Origin of the sequence: Leptotrichia massiliensis (genome assembly GCF_900104625.1) — a bacterium.
GTDB lineage: Bacteria > Fusobacteriota > Fusobacteriia > Fusobacteriales > Leptotrichiaceae > Leptotrichia > Leptotrichia massiliensis.
Genome location: NZ_FNVZ01000005.1, coordinates 1,582,416 through 1,599,884 on the forward strand (window position 1 = coordinate 1,582,416; position 17,469 = coordinate 1,599,884).

General features: G+C 30.2%; 15 protein-coding genes. 1 reads left to right on the plus strand and 14 read right to left on the minus strand.

Translation table 11 applies throughout. From position 1 onward, the window contains the following. Window positions 1-280 precede the first annotated feature (280 nt). Window positions 281-949 (plus strand): hypothetical protein, encoded by a 669-nt coding sequence (locus tag BQ5344_RS11555; protein WP_071125429.1) that lies wholly within the window; start codon window positions 281-283, stop codon window positions 947-949. Between the two features lie 51 nt (window positions 950-1,000). Here the strand turns inward: BQ5344_RS11555 and BQ5344_RS11560 are convergent, their stop codons facing one another. The 14 genes from BQ5344_RS11560 to alaS all read right to left on the minus strand — a co-directional run bounded on the left by BQ5344_RS11560 (window position 1,001) and on the right by alaS (window position 17,437). After that, entirely contained in the window at window positions 1,001-2,050 is a 1,050-nt protein-coding gene (locus BQ5344_RS11560; RefSeq protein ID WP_083378256.1) for a 2,3-butanediol dehydrogenase, read from the minus strand. Between the two features lie 160 nt (window positions 2,051-2,210). Beyond that, window positions 2,211-3,167 (minus strand): acetyl-CoA carboxylase carboxyltransferase subunit alpha, encoded by a 957-nt coding sequence (locus tag BQ5344_RS11565; RefSeq protein WP_021769510.1) that lies wholly within the window; start codon window positions 3,165-3,167, stop codon window positions 2,211-2,213. Between the two features lie 34 nt (window positions 3,168-3,201). Then, on the minus strand, window positions 3,202-4,053 hold the full coding sequence (gene accD / locus BQ5344_RS11570; protein WP_021769511.1) for an acetyl-CoA carboxylase, carboxyltransferase subunit beta: 852 nt from the start codon (window positions 4,051-4,053) through the stop codon (window positions 3,202-3,204). Window positions 4,054-4,150: 97 nt separating this feature from the next. Further along, window positions 4,151-5,110, minus strand: a complete 960-nt coding sequence (locus BQ5344_RS11575; RefSeq protein ID WP_235846157.1) for an RluA family pseudouridine synthase — start codon at window positions 5,108-5,110, stop codon at window positions 4,151-4,153. 15 nt (window positions 5,111-5,125) lie between these two features. Continuing rightward, a complete protein-coding gene (gene rodA, locus BQ5344_RS11580; RefSeq protein ID WP_021769513.1) occupies window positions 5,126-6,229 on the minus strand; it encodes a rod shape-determining protein RodA in 1,104 nt (367 codons plus the stop codon). 23 nt (window positions 6,230-6,252) lie between these two features. Beyond that, entirely contained in the window at window positions 6,253-7,470 is a 1,218-nt protein-coding gene (locus tag BQ5344_RS11585; RefSeq protein ID WP_021769514.1) for a M16 family metallopeptidase, read from the minus strand. 188 nt (window positions 7,471-7,658) lie between these two features. Then, window positions 7,659-8,735 (minus strand): LptF/LptG family permease, encoded by a 1,077-nt coding sequence (locus BQ5344_RS11590; RefSeq protein ID WP_071125430.1) that lies wholly within the window; start codon window positions 8,733-8,735, stop codon window positions 7,659-7,661. Window positions 8,736-8,748: 13 nt separating this feature from the next. Then, window positions 8,749-9,846, minus strand: a complete 1,098-nt coding sequence (locus tag BQ5344_RS11595; protein ID WP_036071189.1) for an LptF/LptG family permease — start codon at window positions 9,844-9,846, stop codon at window positions 8,749-8,751. A gap of 94 nt (window positions 9,847-9,940) precedes the next feature. After that, the gene (locus tag BQ5344_RS11600; protein WP_071125431.1) at window positions 9,941-10,522 is read right to left on the minus strand and encodes a CvpA family protein; all 582 of its coding nucleotides are present in this window, start codon (window positions 10,520-10,522) and stop codon (window positions 9,941-9,943) included. 10 nt (window positions 10,523-10,532) lie between these two features. Further along, a complete protein-coding gene (gene alr / locus BQ5344_RS11605; protein WP_021769518.1) occupies window positions 10,533-11,630 on the minus strand; it encodes an alanine racemase in 1,098 nt (365 codons plus the stop codon). A 67-nt stretch (window positions 11,631-11,697) separates the two neighbouring features. Next, window positions 11,698-12,669 carry a protein translocase subunit SecF gene (gene secF / locus BQ5344_RS11610; protein WP_021769519.1) on the minus strand — a complete coding sequence of 324 codons (972 nt, stop codon included), beginning with the start codon at window positions 12,667-12,669 and terminating at the stop codon, window positions 11,698-11,700. Then, window positions 12,659-13,873 carry a protein translocase subunit SecD gene (gene secD, locus BQ5344_RS11615; protein WP_021769520.1) on the minus strand — a complete coding sequence of 405 codons (1,215 nt, stop codon included), beginning with the start codon at window positions 13,871-13,873 and terminating at the stop codon, window positions 12,659-12,661. Before secD ends, secF begins: the two co-directional genes overlap by 11 nt. A 348-nt stretch (window positions 13,874-14,221) precedes the next feature. Beyond that, window positions 14,222-14,638: a Holliday junction resolvase RuvX gene (gene ruvX, locus BQ5344_RS11620; protein ID WP_021769521.1), complete on the minus strand. Its 417-nt coding sequence runs from the start codon at window positions 14,636-14,638 to the stop codon at window positions 14,222-14,224. A 183-nt stretch (window positions 14,639-14,821) separates the two neighbouring features. Next, window positions 14,822-17,437 (minus strand): alanine--tRNA ligase, encoded by a 2,616-nt coding sequence (gene alaS, locus BQ5344_RS11625; RefSeq protein WP_071125432.1) that lies wholly within the window; start codon window positions 17,435-17,437, stop codon window positions 14,822-14,824. Between the last annotated feature and the right edge of the window lie 32 nt (window positions 17,438-17,469).

The following is a 17,469-nucleotide window of genomic DNA, read 5'->3' on the forward strand; positions in this document are numbered from 1 at the left end:
TCTTTTCCGTATCAATTTCTTATGAAGCAGTATTTTTAGACTCTTCATTTTTTCAAATATATTTTATTATACAATGTGGGAAAATATAAGTCAAACAAAAAATTTTTTCATTTATTATTTCTTTATACATAAATAAATTTCTATTTTTTGAGTTATTTAATTATTTTGATTAGGATATGTATAAAAATCTAAAATATTTTATTTTATAAAAAATAGTAAAAACTTAAAAAATATGTTAAAATAAATTCATAAACAAAACTACCAAAGGAGTTGATTACCTATGAAAAAATTACTAACTTTTCTACTACTAACACTTTCAATCCAGCTATTCTCAGCCAATTACAAAGTTGTTCTAAAGAAAGGGGTTACTTTATCACAGCAGGAAATTACAAAAAATAACAGTGAAATTGAGATTGCGGCCAAAAGGGATTATGATTCAATTAAACGAGCAGTATCAGTTGGGATGAAATCTATGATTTCCAGAATGTTGGATGAACAAATTCAATTACCCGCAATAAGTCAAAAAAATTCTCTTAAATTTCAGAAAAAAATGAACGAATTATATAATGATATGTTTGATTATATAATGGATAAAAATAAAATTGAAATTGAAAAGATAAGATATGTTACAAATGATATTGTTGAAGTAACATTAAATATAAAAACGCCAAATGTAACAACAAATTTACAAAAATATTCAGAATTAATGAATAACAACTTTCTAAACGAAAAAGAAATGAAAAATCTAAATAATTTCTCAGAAGACGAAATCTTTGATAAAATAATAACAAAAATGTTTAGTTCAATGAAACAAGCCTTCCAAAAAACCGATAAGTATGCTTCTATGAAAACAACAATTTATTTAGAAAAAGATAATGGAAAATGGGGAATTGCTGAACTTGATGAAAAACTAAAAAACTTTAGAGAAATATATAAATCTGTAAATTAATAAAAAACATAAAAGGGCTATCCATATTAAGATAGCCCTCTGTTTTATTAATTATTTAGGTGATACTAAAATTTTAACTTGACTTTTTTCTTTTACAAGTGCGTCAAATCCTTCATTCACAATATCTTCTAGTTTAATTCTTTTTGTTACTAATAAATCTTTTGAGAAGTATCCTTGCTTCATTAATTCCAATGTTTTAGGGAATACATCACGGTATGCGATAACTCCTTTTATTGTTCTTTCTTGAATTACCACTTCGTTAGGCTGAATCGGTGCTTCTGTTTCCCAGATACTTACAACCATCAATTCTCCATCTTTTTCAGCGGCTTCTAAAGATTGCTGTAATACAGCGGGAACTCCTGTAACTTCATAAGAAACGTTTACTCCACCATTTGTTTTTTCTTTTATAAATTCAACTGCATTCACTTTTGTAGGATCTACGATTATTGCTCCTAATTTTTTAGCGATTTCCTGTCTTTCAGGCGAAACTTCCACAGCATAAATTTCTGTTGCTCCAGATGCTCTCAATGCGTCAATTATAAGAAGTCCGATTGGTCCACACCCAAAAACTGCTGCTGTATCTCCTGTATTAAATTTGCTTTGTCTAACTGCATAAACTGCCACTGCCGCAGGTTCTGTCAATGCTCCCTGTTCATAATCAATTTCATCTGGTAATTTATGAGCCTGATCCTCATTTACAACTACAAATTCAGAGAATCCTCCTCCTCCACCAGCAAGTCCAATAAAATTCAAGTTAGGATCCAAATTATATTTTCCAATTAAGCCATTTTTTGCTAAAATTGGTTCAACTGTAACTCTGTCTCCTACTTTGAATTTTGTAATTCCACTTCCTATTTCCACAACTTCTCCACAAAATTCGTGTCCCATTGTGATAGGGGCTTTTTCATTTGTATATGGATGCGGAGCATTTGCTGGAATAAATATTGGTCCTCCTAAATATTCGTGTAAATCACTTCCACAAATCCCAGCATATTTCACTGCAATTTTGATTTGATTTTCTTTCGTAATTTCAGGAACTTCGACTTCTTCCACTCTTACATCTTTTCTGTTATGCCATCTCGCAGCTTTCATAATTGCCATTTTATTACCTCCTAAATTAACTATTCATAATATTTTATAAATTTCTTTCTTGATACTCTAATAGTATACCCCATTTTTTCTCAAAAACAATACTTTATATCTATAAATTTATACAAAAAAATAAGACAAGTTAATTCTTGTCTTACCAAAATAATTATTTCTAATCTTCAATTTCTTCAAAGAAATCTCCCATATTTCTATATTTTTCGTATCTTCTTCTTAATAACTCACGAAGTGAAAATTTATCTATTCTCCTAAATTCCTTTAAAACAGCTTCTTTCAAGGTTTGAGCGGTCTCTTCAAAATTTCTATGAGCACCACCTAATGGCTCTTTTATAATTTCATCTATTATTCCTAGACTTTTTAAACTAATTGCATCCATTTTCAAACTTTTTGCAGCTTCTGGAGCTTTTGTTGAATCATTAAACAAAATTGAGGCACATCCTTCTGGAGAAATAACAGAATATACACTGTTTTCAAGCATTAAAATTGAATCTGCCACACCTATTCCCAATGCTCCTCCACTTCCACCTTCACCAATTACTACTGATACAATTGGTACTCGAAAACCAAACATTTCTGATAGATTTTTAGCGATGGCTTCTCCTTGTCCTTTTTCTTCTGCTTCTATTCCAGGATATGCTCCAGCCGTATCAATCAAAGTTAAAATTGGCAATTTAAAACGTTCTGCCATCCTCATTAATCTTAATGCTTTTCTATATCCTTCAGGACTGGCCATTCCAAAGTTTCTGTAAATATTTGAATCAATATCCCTTCCTTTTTGCTGTCCAATTATCATTATTTTGTACCCGTCAATTGTCGCAAGTCCACCTACAACGGCATTGTCGTCTTTTGAAAGCCTATCTCCATGAAGTTCTACAAAATCCTGTGTTAATTCGTTTATATAATCTAAAGTATACGGTCTTTTAGGATTTCTTGAAATTTGAATTCTGTTCCAAGCATCCATTTCATTTTCTTCAAAATCTTTGTATTTATCTTCTAGATTTTTTTCCAGTTCTGTTATTTGAGCAGAGAAATCAATGCTTCTTTCAGCTGAAAATCTTTTTAACTCGGCTATATTGTCTTCCAATTCCTTAATTTCATCTTTTATACTCATAATTTTTATCCTTTCATTTGAAAAAATTTTAAATTTACACTAATTTTTCCAATACTCTATAAATCGTTGTTTTCAAATCTTTTCTTTCTGAAATTATGTCAATCATTCCGTGTTCCAACAAAAATTCTGCTCTTTGAAAGCCCTTTGGCAACTTCTGATTTACAGTTTGCTCAATAACTCTAGGTCCTGCAAAGGCAATCAAAGTATTTGGTTCTGTTATAATTACGTCTCCAAGCATTGCAAAAGAGGCTGTTACTCCTCCAGTAGTTGGATCAACTGGAACTGAAATAAAAGGTATTCCTGCTTCATTTAATTTTTTTACTGCTCCAGAAGTTTTTGCCATCTGCATAAGTGACAAAATTCCTTCTTGCATTCTAGCTCCACCAGAACTTGAAACAATCACAACTGGTATTTTATTTTTAAGCCCTCTTTCCAAAGCCCTTGTAATTCGCTCACCAACAACAGAACCCATACTTCCACCCATAAAATTAAATTCCATTGCTGCAATACTTACTTCTATCCCGTTTATTGTTCCAGTTCCACTGATTACTCCATCTAACATTCGGCTTTTTTCACGTGCAACTTCAAGTTTTTCTTCATATTCAGGAAAATTTAATATATTTTTTGAATTGAGTGTCATATCCTTTTCCATAAATGTTCCTTCATCAATTAAGAGTTCAATTCTTTCAAATGCCGTTAATCTGAAATAATTTCCACATTTTGGACATACATTCAAATTATTTTTTAAATCCTCGTTATAAATAATCTCGTTACATTGATTACATTTTTTCCACTTGTTATCATCTACAACATCAACTGTCAATTTTGATTTAGATGTTAGTGTTACATATTTATTTTTCGATTTTCTACTTGAAAATAATCCCATTTTCTTCACCTCGTGTTTAAAATTAAATAACAGATGTTACAATACTTTATATAATACCTCATGTTTATTAGAAACAACTTTGTTTGTATATATTTTTTTAAAAAAATGCTTTATCAAAAATTGAAAACTTGTAATTATCAAAAGAAAGAAAGTAACAACAAAGAAAAAATCTGTCACTTCCATCTTTTATACCATATTTTTTATCTCCAATAATTGGAAAACCTTGATCTGCGATTTGAACCCGTATCTGATGTTTTCGCCCTGTTACCAGCTCAATATCTAGAAGAGTTGCATTTTTACTATTTTTTCCCAATAAATTTAATATTTGTTTTGAATTTTTTAATTTATCAAAATTAATTTGTTTAAAATGTGTAATACTTTTTTTAGATTCCTTTGAAACAGGATTTTTTGAAACTGCTACCTTATTTTCTGTTGTTGTCAAATAATTTTCAATTGTAAAATTTTTCAAATTAAAATCTTGATTTTCTTTATTTATATTATGAACAACTGCAAAATATTTTTTATGAACTTCATTTTCTCTAATTTTCTCAGAAATATACCTCAAAAACTTCAAATTTTTACAACCTATCACAAGTCCTGATGTTTCAAAATCTAATCTATTTGCAAAATTAATGTTTTCATTTTTATAAATTTCTTTAAAAACTTCAGCAAGTCCATATTTATGACCTGTTCCTTTGTGCATTGGCACTTTTTCCTTTTTATTTACGATGAAAAAATCTTCATTTTCAAAAATAACCATTTTTTTATATTTTTCAATCTCATTTTTTTGTATTTCTAATTTTTTTACTTTATTTTTAGTTTTTTGTGACTTTTCATAATTATTTTGAAATAAATTTTTTACAGTAATTTTATCTTCTAATAAAAGCCTGTAATTTTCTTTTGATTTTTTTCCATTTACTTTAACATCTCCAGCTCTTATTGCTCCAAAAATTCTGCTAAGCGATTCATCCTTAAAATTTTTCCTCAAATATCTGTCTAGCCGCATTCCTTCCAGCTCAGAATCTACAATAACTTGCTTAACTTCTTTCTTTTCCAAAAATTCTCTCCTGTTTTAATCACTATGAAGTTTTATACTTTCAATTATTCCTATCATTATAAACGATGCCAAAAAGGAACTTCCACCATAACTCATAAACAATAGAGGTTTCCCTGTAACAGGTACAAGTCCGATTGTCATCCCAACATTTACAATTACATGCATGAATATTACTCCTGCAAGTCCATAGAGTATGAGTTTTCCAAAGTCATCTCTAATAATCCGAGCTATTCGCATTATTTCGTAAATTAGTCCAAAATAAAGCAATAATACCAGTGAAGACCCTACAAATCCCAATTCTTCAGATAATACTGAAAAAATAAAATCTGTCTGTGCTTCTGGTAAAAATTCTAATCTACTTTGACTTCCTTGTAAAACCCCCTTTCCTAATACTCCCCCTGCTCCAACTGAAATTTTTGACTGTATTACATGCCATCCGCTTCCTTTTCTATCAGTTTCAGGATGTAAAAATGTTTCTACCCGTGTTCTCTGATAATCACTCAGTACAAACCTATAAACTGGATAAACTGACAACATAACTACTATTGTTATTATCCAAATCGGTTTCATATTTGCACCATACAAAAAAATCATAAATACAAATGCACAAACTATTATTAATGTTGTTCCCAAATCAGGCTGTATCAAAATTAATAAAATAAGTGGTAATGAGGGTAAAATTGCTCCCACAATCTCTGTTAGATTATTAATTCCATTTTTATATTTTGTTGCAATCCAGTAAGCTATAATAATAATAATTGATACTTTTACAAATTCAGATGGCTGTAATTGAAATGGTCCTATTGAAATCCAACGCTGTGCTCCTAAAGTTTTTTTCCCAGCAAATCGTACAATTAATAATAAAGTCGCACCAATTCCATAAATATGCCAAATATATCTTTTTACAATTTTATAATCAATAGATGCCAAAATAAATAATAATACTGAACCTATCCCAATCCACAAAATATTTTTTATAACCATTCCGTTTTGTCTTGTTGCACTATACACAAATACTGTACTGATTGTTACAAGAGCGTATACTATTAATAAAATCATTTTATCCATCCGAAAAATACTATTTTTCATTCGATCAATTAATTTTTGACTTTGAAACATTTTTTTCTCCTATTTTCTTATTTTTATTTAATATTCCCCAAAACTGTAATATTTTCCGTCAAATATTTAGTTTTTGCAAAATTATTTACATCCTCAAGTTTTACTGCATTGACTTCATTTTTCATCTTTTCAGAATCTAGAATTTCATTTTTTCTAATATAATAATTTCCCAAAATTCCCATTCTTGAACGTGGATTTTCCATTGCAAATGCAATCCTGCTCATATATTTATTTTTTGCCTTCTGAAGTTCATCCTCTGTTACTCCATTTTCACGTAACTTTTTAAACTCTGAAAGTGTTATTTCTATTGCCTTTTCATAATTTTCCAGATTCGTTCCAATGTATGTCGATGTCAAGCCTCCTGATAAATAATATTGATTATATGTGTAAACAGAATAGGCAAGTCCATTTTTCTCACGAATTTCCTGAAAAAGTCTGGAACTCATTGAGCCACCAATTATATTTGCTAAAATATCTGTATATATTTTATTTTTACTGTTGTAATCTTCATTTTCATGTGAAATACAGATATTAACCTGGTTTATATCCTTTGTGACTATTTTCTTTCCAGCATTAAATGAAAAATCTATTTTATCACGTCTATCAGTCTTTTTATCGACTAATTTTGAAAAATACTGATCAATCTTTTGAATAATCTCATTTTTATCAAAATTTCCAGAAACAACAATTAAAATATTATCTTTTGTGTATCTTTCCTTGTAATATTTTCTGATTTCATCAGCAGTAAAGCCTTTTACACTTTCCTGTGTCCCAATAATAGGTTTTGAATACTGCCCGTTTATACTATCTGCATAATTCATTTCAAATACTAGATCATCTGGCGAATCCTTATACATCTTAATTTCTTCCACAATTACATCTTTTTCTTTTTCCAGTTCCTTTTCATCAATTGTAGAATTTGTAACAATGTCAAACAAAATATCCACAGATTTTCCTAGAAACTGTGTTAAGGCATTTATATAAAAAACTGTTTCTTCTTTAGTCGTATGTGCATTCACATTTGCCCCAAGATAATCAATTTCTTCAGAAATTTCAAAATAATTTCTAGTAGGAGTCCCTTTAAATACCATATGTTCTAGCACATGTGAAATTCCTTCCTCCGTATCACTTTCATCTCGTGAACCAGTTTTTACAAATACTCCAACTGAGCAGGTAGAAATACTTTCAAGTCTATCAAAAATTACTTCTATTCCACTATTTGTCTTTATTTTCTCTATCATATCATTCCCTTCTTTTTTATCTTATTCTAATTAATATTAATTTTTTCTATTAAAATTACCATGATAATTACGTTGAAATCTTGTGATTTTTTAGAATGTAAACAATTAATTTATACTACTTAAAAAAAAGAAAAACATATAAATACCTATTGACAATCACTTCATTTTATAAAAATCAAAAATATTTATTAGTATTCAGAATCTTTAAATAATTTTATTCCAACTACTAAAAATATAAGTAACGGAATGAAACATGCCGCATAAATTGGAACTGCTCCAGATACTGCCATCGAACGTAAAATCGTGCTGACACCATAATAGGCGTAACCAATTATTACAGATAATCCTATATTTACAGCTGCACCTCCCCTTACGTATCTACTTCCTAGTGAAAGTCCGATTAGACACATTACGAAAGAAGCCAATGCAAATGATATTCTGTAATAAAATTCAATTCTCAAATTTAACGAATCTGCTCCAACCCGTGTAAAATAAACTACTTTTTCACGTAATTCAGGCATTGTCAAATTCTTTGCTTTTACTGGACTTGCTAGGATATTGTCCATTGATGCGATAAATTTAAAATTCTTTGTATCAATCTGTTTTGTAACATTTGTTTTACTATCATATTCTTTTAAATCCGTAAAAGTCCATTGGTTTGTTTTTGGATTTATTTTGGCTGATGGTGAAGTGTAGATTTTTTTTATCTGGCTAAATCCTTTTTCAAATTTTAAAATTTGAATAAACTCCATAGTTCCAGTATTCTTATTGGCATGTTCACTAAAAAGAACTGTACTTTTGTTAATTTTTACAAAAATGAATTTCTTTTCTGATTTTACTGGCTCTTTATTATCAATTTTTAATGATTTTAAATTTTCTTTTTTTGTATTTGATTTCCCTAAAACATCATAATTTAAATAAAAAACACCTAAACTTACTAGAAATGAAAAAATCATGGGAAATAATGCTATCCTTGCAAAACTTATCCCACTTGTTTTCATCGCTGCAATTTCTAATTGTTTTGCCATTTTGCTTATACATAAAAGGCTTCCTAACAGTACTCCAAGAGGAGCAGTATTTGTTATAATTTCAGGTACTCCGTATCTAAGATATCTTATGGCATCTCCACCTTTCATTTTTCCATCCATAAGCCATCCTGTAAGACTAATACTTTCAGCTAGTAAAAATATTAGAAAAAACATCATCATTCCCAGAATAAAGCTTTTTACATAATTTATAATTATATATTTATCTAACTTGTTCATACTCCTCCTTTCGTTAATTTCCTTTATATTTCTTTATTGAAAAATATATACATAATATAAATAAAACAAAATTAGGAATCCACATTGCAATGTTTGCAGGTACATTATTCTTTAGTACCATAATTTTTGCATAACTTGCCATTCCTATATATCCAAATATAACTATTAAACTTATTCCAAAACTTATTCCTCTTCCACTTCGTCTATGCCCTACTGAAAGTAATACTCCCAGCCAGCACAAAAATGTACTTGCAAGTGGTCCAATAATTCTTTGATAAATTTCCACTTGTGCTTTTAATGCCGCTTCCTTTTCTTCAGGATTTTTTATATTTTTTTTATAAAATTCATTTAACTCTTTTATATTCATTTCATTACGGCTCTTTTTCTTTTCTTTTGTGTCTTCTCTAAAAAAAGTTGTGATTGGAATTTCTTGCTCCTGGTATTCAGCCGACACTCGACTATTTCCATTTTTTTCAAAAGCGTATCCTTTTACTTTCTGTAATCTTATTATCCCTGGATCAAATTTTGCATTTTCTGCTAAAAATACTATTGGATAAGGATTATCTCCACGTTTATTTATAATCAAAAAGTTTTTAGCTGTAGCTTTTTCATTGTTAACTTCGTCAATGTAAAATCCAAATCCTTTTTCTTCGTTTGTTAAAAATACTTTTGCTTCTGATAATGAACTTGGCTTTGAAGCTAAAACTTGTTTTGTCTGAGCATTTATATTCTTTAGAGCACGTGGATTTACATAAAGCTCAAGTCCAAGTCCAATAAGAGTAAGTATAACTCCAAAGATAAATGCTGGACGAATTATTCTAAAAAGTCCTATTCCAGAACCTTCCATAGCAACGATTTCATTAGTTTCAGAAAGCCCACCATACACAAGCATTACTCCCAAGAATGCTCCCATCGGAATTGTCTGGACAAGAACTCCTGGTACAGCATAAAACAAATAGTCAATTATAGATATAAATGGCAAATCACTTGCAAACAATCGCTCCATAACTTCCATTACCACATTTAACATCATAATGAATGTAAATATGCTTATTCCAAATAACGACGGTAATATAAGTGAATTGTAAATATATCTGTCAATTATTTTCATTTTTATCAATTTCCTTTTTTATTTTTCTTTTAAAATTTATACTTCTTTAATATTTAAGTAAGTAAAAACAACATAAATTTAAAATTTAAGAAGTTTAATTAATAATTTTATTTTTTTCAAATTCATCTGGCTTCATATTTTTGTAATTGCTCAGAACATCCTCTATTACTTGTTTTTCCCTATTACTTATAACATATCCTTCAACGTCACTTTTTATAAAGTTTGGAAAAGAATCTGCAAATTTTAATGCATATTTTGTCATAATCTGTATAGAAAAACTTTTGTCTCTTATGTCTTTTATTCTTTTACTAGATTTAGAGCCTGTAATTACAATAATATAGGCAATGATTGCGACAAAAAATATTTTCATTATACCAAAAATCATCCCGTAAAATCTATCAAATTTTTTCATTTTTATACTTTGTAAAAATTTTCGATTGATTATTAGAATGGCAGAATAGACAATACATTGGATTAAAACCATAATAATAAATATTTTAAACTGATTTCTTGGTGTGATTTTATTTGAGTTCAAAAAGAACTTATAAATATGGTTTGTTATAAAAATAATAAAAATATACTTAAACATATTAAAAAATTCCAAGGAAAATCCTCTTCTATAACCAAGAATAATAAATATTACTAACAACACTATAAATCCAATATCTAATATCATTTTTTTACCCCTATTTTTTTACATAAATTCTAGGCACTCTTTGACTTATTCCACACATAATTTCATACGAAATTGTATTGCATAAATCAGCAACTTCCACAACACTTATATTTTCCCCAAAAAATTCTACAACATCGCCTTTTTTAGCCTCATTTTTCAATTCTTCAGGAAGTAGAATTATAAGCTGATCCATGCAGACACGTCCCACAATTTCACATTTATGCCCTCTATAAAAAACATAGCCTTTATTTGACAAATCACGCCTTACTCCGTCAGCATATCCGATAGAAACTGTAGCATAAGTCTTTCCAGCTTTTCCTTTATAAGTATTTCCATAACTTATAAAGCTATCTTCCTTTAATGTCTTTATATAGCTAATTTTTGCAAAAAGAGACATTACTGGCTTAAATCTATATGGAGCTGTTTCTTCATCTGTAACTCCACCATAAAGTATAATTCCCACTCTTACAAAATCTTCTATGCTGTCCTGAAACTTCAAAGTTCCAAAGCTATTGTGTAGATGTCTGTATTTTATTGATGGTATCCCACTTGATATTTTTTCACACATTGCTTTAAATTTGCTTTCCTGCAATTTTGTATAGTCTTTGTCGCTATCAGATGATGAAAAATGCGAGAAAATCCCTATCGGATTAATATGGCTAGAATTTTTTAAGGTTTTATTCAAATCTTCGACTTCACTTTCCTGAAATCCTACACGTCCCATTCCCGTATCTATCTTTATAAATACATCTGTCGTTTTTCCTTTTTCTTTTCCAGTTTTTTCCAAATATTCTATTTCCTCAAAATCTGTCACCATAAAATAAATATTTTTATCAGCAATTAAATCCATATATTCATTTTCCACAGGACCCAGTATAAGCACCGTAATATCATTATGAAGCTCCTTAATTTTAAGCGCTTCGTCACTCGTCGCAACTGCGAAGTTCTTTATTCCCTTTTTTATCAAAGCATCGCATATTTCAAGCATCCCATGTCCATAGGCATCTGCCTTTATAACTGCTATTATCTTATCTTTTGTCGCAATTTTTTCAATTTCATCAATATTGCTATATAAATTATTTATATTTATTTCTGCCCAGCATCGCATTTTTCAATTCACCTTCTAAACTTATCATTTTATTTCTTTATCCGCATCATCAAATCGACTTTTTTAATTAAACTAAAACTTTATCTCTTTCATCATACCCGTTTACTGTTTTACCAGAACTTTTTATAACATCTTTAGCTTTTGGCTCATTTTTACCTTTTTTCATTATATAAACCAAAGGACTTGCTACAAACACTGATGAATAAGTTCCAACAAGCATTCCTATAAATAGAGTCATACTAAATGTTTTTAATGTGCTTCCACCAAGAATAAGAAGTACAATTACAGAAAACAACGTAGTTAATGATGTGTAAATTGATCTTGTAAAAACTTGGTTTATGGATTTTTCTATCACTTCTCCAAATGATAATGTAACTTTATTTCTACCTTCCCTATTTCTTTTAATATTTTCACGAATCCTGTCAAATACAACAATTGTATCGTTAATCGAATATCCTAAAATTGTAAGAATTGCCGCAATAAATGGTGTATCTATCTCATATTTAAGCATTGCAATAACTCCAAAAGCAATTATTACGTCATGAACTAACGCCACAATTCCTGCCACTGCATAAATAAATTCAAATCTTATTGTAATATAGATGATAATCAAAATACTTCCAATTAACAATGCCTGAATCGCATTAGATGTTAATTCCTTACCAATTACGGCACCTACAGTTTCATTTTTCACAACTTCATATTTCCCAGTTTTTTGGCTCAATTCTGACATTACTTTTGCTTTTTGCGTATTACTTAATTGTTCAGTTCTTACAATAACAGTATTATCTGTATCTGAAAATTGCACTCTTTTAGCTTTCATTTGTGGTATTTCTCCAACTAAACCACTTAATGTACTGTTTACTGCATTCTGGTCAATTTTTTTCTCATATTTTAACTGAATTAACTCTCCACCTTTAAAATCTACACCCAGATTTAACTTTATTGCAAATAATGAAACTAGCGAAACTATAACCATTACTGCCGAAATTCCCAAATAAAGTTTTCTACGCTCTATTACTTTTAAATTAATCTTCATTCAAAGCTCCTTTCCAGAACAACTGCTCTCTTTTTATGTTAAATGTTTTTATAAATAACTTTAATATTACTTTTGAAACAAATACTCCTGTAATCACAGTAGCCACTACCCCAAGCGACAATGTTACAGCAAATCCTTTAATTGGACCAGTTCCAAGAAAGAACAATACCGCTGCCACAAGTAATGTTGTTATATTTCCATCAATTATGGCAGGAAAGGCATTTTCATAACCTCTTTCAACCGCATCGTGAAGCGATTCTCCAAGCCGTAATTCTTCCTTTATTCTCTCATAAGTAATTACATTTGAATCAACTGCCATACCAAGTGTAAGGATAAATCCTGCAATCCCTGGAAGTGTCAAAGCCGCACCAATACCGCTAAGCAGTCCTAAAACTAGAACTCCATTTATTAAAAGTGCAATATCTGCAACAATTCCAGGTATTTTATAAATAGCAATCATAAATACCGAAATTACACCTAAGGCAATCAACCCAGCTATTCCGGTCTGTTTTATTGAATCTACACCAAGTGTCGCTCCAACTGTTCTATTTTCAACAATTTTAATTTCCACAGGTAATGCTCCTGATTTTAGAAGATTAGCTAAATTATTAGCTTCTTCCATTGAAAATCTTCCAGTTATAATTCCACTTCCTCCATTAATTTCACCATTAATTCTAGGTGCTGACTGTTCCTTGTTATCAAGCATTATTGCAAGTTGTTTCCCAACGTTTTCTCTAGTAATTTTAGCAAAATCATTTGCACCTTTTGAATTTAACTCAAAACTTACAGATGGCATCCCAACTTGATCTCTTGTAACTCCCGCACTTTTCAACGCAGAACCTTCTAACAACACAGGTCCATAAGTTCCATCATTATTTTTTATTCTAAACTCAAGTTTTGCTGTTGTACCAATCAATTCAATAGCCTTTTGAGGATCTTTTATCCCCGCAAGCTCCACTATCAATTTATCATTTCCACTAAGCTGAATAACAGGTTCAGCAACTCCAATGCTATTTACCCGTCTTTCAATAATATTTCTAACTTTACTCATTGTATCAGCCTCTATTTTCCCCTGTGCCTGTAATACAACCGATGTTCCACCACGTAAATCAAGTCCCAATTTTACTTTATTAAAGTACAAAATAAGAGCTGGAACAAAAATTACTAAAAGTAACCAAATATAATGTGATTTTTTATTTTGCATTTTTTCATCCTTTCTTTTTTTATTTAAATATCTATTCTTATAAATATGTTTAATATATTTTTATTACTTTTTAAGTTTTATTTATTTTTAAGTTTATTTAAGCAAGGACATCAAACGCCATGTCCTTGCATCCCGGCTTTACGCAAAACTTTTTTATAAAAGAAAAATAGAACTCGCTTTTCAATTTCAATTATTTTTAATATAAATAATTAAATATATTTCAAGATTTATTCCAAAAGCTCAAACAGCTATTTTTCTTTTAACGAAGTTTTGCTTATTTTAAAATACATCAACGCTTATAATAAAATTTAATTGTTATTCTAATTAAAAATTTTACATTTAGAGTTTTTAAGTCAATGTATCAAGATATTTCTGCAAAATTATTGACGCTGCAACCATATCTACTACTTTTCTACGTTCTTTTCCATTCTTTTTGGAATAGTTTTTTAGATAATGCTCAGCCTCTGTTGTTGTGTAACGCTCATCCACAAAGATAATCTGAATATTTGGAATGTCTTTCTTTAATTCTTCCACAAATTCCTCCACTTTTTCCACCTGACGTTTTTTTGTACCATCAAGGCTCTTTGGCATTCCCACAACAACTTTTTTTGTGCCTTCATCATCTAGTATTTCCTTTATTCTTTCAACAGGATTTGTCTTTGTTCTGTCAATCACTTCAAGAGCAGTCGCAAGAATTCCCAAAGGATCGCATTTCGCAACTCCAATTCTAACATCTCCCACATCTAATCCAATAAATTTTTTCATTTTTATTTCTCATTTCTTAAACAATTTACCATTTTACAGACTTAATAAAATTATTTTTTTATAAATTTAAGTTTTACTTAATCAAATATAATTTTAGATTGTCTTGCAAGGGGGATTACCCCCTTACTAAATAATATCTGTTTTAGTACAAATCTAAACCTGTATGGTTGTAAAGTAGGTTTACTATAATTTTTCAGTTACAAATTCAAATGCTTTTTTAACAGCTTCTTTTACAGCAGTTCCATCTTTTCCACCAGCCTGTGCAAAGTCAGGACGTCCTCCACCGTTTCCGCCAGCGACTTGTGCTGCAATTTTTACTATTTCTCCAGCCTTCACTTTTGAAATTAAGTCTTTCGTAACTCCAACTACAAAAACTGCCTTTCCATTGTTATTTGTTCCCAAAATGATGATTCCAGACTGCATCTTTTCTTTTCCTCTGTCTACAATCTCTTTCAATTCATCAACATTTTTATCCTCAAATGAAGATTTTAATACTTTCACATCGTTTACTGTTTCCACATTTTCCAGCATTTCATTAATTTCGTATTTTACAAGTTTTGTTTGCATTTCCTCATGCACTTTTACTGCTGCTCTCATATCTCCAATATATTTTTCGATAATATCGACAACATTTTTTTCGTCTGTTCTAAAAATATCAGATATTTCCTTTATTTTATCTTCAAGCCTATTCACATAATTTAGACTTTTATATCCAGTTGTAGCTGTAATTCTACGTGTTCCTGAAGCAATTCCATTTTCAGATTCGATATTGAATAATCCTATTTCTCCGGTTGATTTAACGTGTGTTCCCCCACAAAGTTCAATTGAATATCCGTCAATTTCAACAACACGAACTATATCTCCATATTTATCTGAAAATAATGCCATCGCTCCTCTTGCTTTTGCATCTTCAATATTTTCATAATTTATTTTTACTTGTAAATTTGATAAAATAATGTCATTTACACCTTTTTCAATTTTTTCAATCATTTCTGGACTGATTGCTTCGTAATGTGAAAAGTCAAATCTTAATTTTTCATCATCCACAAGCGATCCAGACTGCTCTACATGTGTTCCTAGATTTTCTCTTAAAACTTTGTGTAAAATGTGTGTAGCTGTATGATTTCTCTGAATATCTTTTCTACGGTTTACATCAATTTGCATTTTCACTTCCATGCCTACAGCTGGAGCAATTCCCCTTGTGATTTCAACCTGATGAATAAAGACATCATGTTTTTTAACCACATTTACAACTTTTCCTTCAAATTCTCCAGAAGTAATAATTCCCGTATCAGCAACTTGTCCTCCAGATTCAGCATAAAACGGAGTTTTATCAAAAATCATCTCATATCCTGAGATTCCTTCACTTTTGGCAATATGTAAAAGCGTGCTTTTTTCCTCAAAATTTTGTAAATATCCAGTAAATTCTGTTTTCCCATGTTTTTCAAAAAATTCATCTATAAATTCATCTTTTATCATATCAGAAATTGTTGTTCTGCTGTCTTTTGAACGCTGTACCTGTTCTGCCAGCTTTTTCTCAAATTCTTCTTCTGATGCTTCAAAGCCTTGATTTTCCAAGATTAATTTTGTAAGTTCAAACGGGAATCCAAAAGTATCATACAGTTTGAAAGTAAGTTCAGCTGGCAATTCCTTCTGATTTGCTGTTTTTAATTTCTGAATTTCTTCTTCCAGCATTTCAGTTCCATTTTTCAAAGTTGTTGCAAATCTTTCTTCTTCCAGTCTTATAACTTTTTCAATGTATTCCTGCTTTTCCGCTAACTCTGGATATGCTTCATTCATTGTCTCAAGAACATAAGGCACTAATTTATAAAGAAATATATCTTCTTTTTCAAAAACTTTCTGTTTTGCAGAACTTCCAGCTCCAAAAGCACGTCTTATAATTTTTCTTAAAATATATCCACGCCCTTCATTTGATGGCAACACTCCATCTCCAATCAAAAATACTGAGGCTCTAACGTGATCGGCAATAATTTTTACTGCTTCCTCATTTTCATTTCCTTGAATTTCAAGTACAGATTTTATCCCTTTTGTAATATTTGTAAATAAATCCGTATCAAAGTTGTTATCCTTGTTTTGTACAACCGAAGCAATTCTCTCAAGTCCTGCCCCTGTGTCAATATTTTTTTCTGGAAGTGGCACAAGTGAACCGTCTTCAAGCCTATTCCATTCAGTAAATACCAGATTCCAGATTTCTAAAAATCTATCTCCGTCATCTCCTGGCTTTCTGTCAGCTTCTTCATTATTTTTTCCCATATTCTGAGTATCGTAATAAATTTCGCTACAAGGCCCACAAGATCCCACAGGTCCTGCTGCCCACCAGTTATCCTCTTCTCCAAGCCTAACAATTCTCTCTGCTGGCACTCCAATTTCCTTGTTCCAGATTTCATAAGCCTCATCATCTGTTTTATACACAGACACCCAAAGTCTGTCCTCTTCCAGTTTCAATACTTTCGTTATATATTCCCAAGACCACTCAATAGCTTCCTTTTTAAAATAATCTCCAAATGAGAAATTACCTAACATTTCAAAAAATGTATGATGTCTAGGCGTTCTTCCTACATTTTCCAAGTCATTAGTTCTAATACATTTCTGATAAGTAGTAATTCTTTTAAATGGTGCCTCCTTTTCTCCTAAAAAGAACGGCTTAAACGGTACCATTCCTGCTACAGTCAGCAATAAGCTCTTATCATCTGGTATAAGCGACGCACTTTCAAAATGCTTATGCTCTTTCGATTTAAAAAAATCTACAAAACTTTTTCTTATTTCATTTCCTGTCATTATTTGTTTGAGATTGTTGAAACAATCCCGCT